Annotated in this window: 1 protein-coding gene; it reads right to left on the reverse strand. The window is 71.8% G+C overall.

Features of this window, described 5'->3' with window-relative positions; genetic code table 11:
• Positions 1-148: 148 nt before the first annotated feature.
• A complete protein-coding gene (locus tag E0D90_RS25415; RefSeq protein WP_130800259.1) occupies positions 149-1,363 on the reverse strand; it encodes a trypsin-like serine peptidase in 1,215 nt (404 codons plus the stop codon).
• Positions 1,364-1,822: the final 459 nt, after the last annotated feature.

Here is a 1,822-nt window from a genome sequence, read left to right on the forward strand (position 1 = left end):
ATACCCCAGCCGAGCGTCTACGTGATCTACTCACCACCTGAAACCGGGCGGTGTTGCGACGACCCCTTGAACTCAAGCTTCCGAGAGGTCACGGGCCCGGCCCGTTTCAGCGCGCGGCGCCGATCAGCCCGCTGGGCCCGGCCGCCGGTCAGCCGAGGCGAATGGCGTCGAAGACCTCCTGGGCCTCCACGTCCAGCCGCGGTCCGGCGAGCCAGGTACTGGTGGCCGGACCGATGGAGTTGACGGAGACCAGGCGCGGCTCGCCGCCGTCGGCGGTCAGCCAGGGACCACCGGAGGAGCCGGCGGTCATGGTGCAGCCGAGGACGTACATCACCGGCTCGGCCGGGTCCAGCGACAGCCGCGTCGCGTCTCCCTGGCAGCTGTGCAGCACCTCACCGTCGAACGGCACGGCCTGCGGGTAGCCGAAATTCTGGAGCGCGCCCAGGCCGGAGACGGCCGGGGCGTCGAAGTCGACCTCGTAGGCGATGCCGGTCTGCTCCTCCAGGGAGGTGCCGGGACCGTCCTCCTGCTCCACGCGCATCACGGCGAAGTCCTGGTGCGCGCCGTTGCCGCCCTGCATGGTGCCGTTGTCGATCCAGTAGTCGGTGGTGGCGACGTCCGAGGCCCACCACAGACCGAACGGCGCGATGTCCTCGAACGGCATATCCGCTTCCTGGCTCGCGAAGTCCTCGCCGTTGTTGTTGTAGGCGGGGACGAACATGACCTGGCGGAACCAGCCGCCCTCGCTGCCGGCGTGCACACAGTGGCCCGCCGTGGCGACCAGGTTGGACGCGCCCGGGTTGTCCGGGTCCTGCACCACCGCGGCGGAGCAGACCCCGGTGCCCTCGGGCGTCTCGAAGAACAGCTTGCCGATGCCGGGGCTGTTGGCGTTGTACGGCGCCGGCTCCCGGTCCGCGGGGTAGGAGGCGGGGAAGGGGTCGGTCGCGCCACGGTCGTCGGCGGGGTCGTCCGAGTCCGGCGCGGGCTCCTCCCCGATGTCGTCCTCGTCGACCGACTTGTCCTGCTCGTCGGCCTCCTCCATCCGGTCGCGGTCCCAGAAGTCCTCGATGATGATGCCGACGTACTCGCCGGCCTCACGCAGCCAGGTCTCGGTGTCCCAGTCCGACCAGGCACCGTCCTTCCACTTGTCCACGTCGATCTCGACCGGAAGCCGGTCGAGGAGTTCCCCGAGGCGGTCGCCACCCTGGCCGGAGTCGTCGGTCTGCTCGGCCGGGCCCTTGCCCTGGTCGCTGGAGTCGTCGCCCGGACCGCAGGCGGAGGCGGTCAGTGCCAGGACGGTCGCCGCGGCCAGCGCGGCCCCGGCGGCGCGGCGGCGCCCCGGCCGCCTGCGAATCGGTGACATGGGTGAACTCCCCCTGAAGTTGTGGTCCGTGTCGGGCCTGGCGCCGTGACGGGCAGGTCCACCGGCTGCGGGCTGCTCCCCACTATGCCGGTGACCATCTGGACGGCCGTTACCGGGTCCCCGGTTCCCGGATCGCCCTATGATCGTCGGAAAAGATCTTCGTCGTCGGCTCCGCACGGGCGTCATCACTGTCGTTTCCCCGGCTGAACCGTCACCCGCCGGGTACGGGCACGGTGCGCCCCCGCACACGCCACCAGTTGATGAAGGAGGGAGGCGCGGCCCACCCGCCGGACCACCCGCCCCACGAGGGCCCGGCACAGTGACCGCGCCGCACACGGATGAACGCTCGCCCCGAGCCCGGCCCCGCCCGGCTGATCGAGCCCGCCGCACCGGGGACGCTCCCCGGCGGCGGCGAGGCCGCGCCGGGATCCGCCCCCACCGGACCGTCCGAACCACTCC

Origin of the sequence: Streptomyces otsuchiensis (assembly GCF_004305975.1) — a bacterium.
GTDB classification, from domain to species: domain Bacteria; phylum Actinomycetota; class Actinomycetes; order Streptomycetales; family Streptomycetaceae; genus Streptomyces; species Streptomyces otsuchiensis.

What these genes read in the sequence shown, in the direction of transcription:
- E0D90_RS25415 (WP_130800259.1), bottom strand. Translation starts at nt 1,363, where the DNA reads ATGTCACCGATTCGCAGGCGGCCGGGGCGCCGCCGCGCCGCCGGGGCC.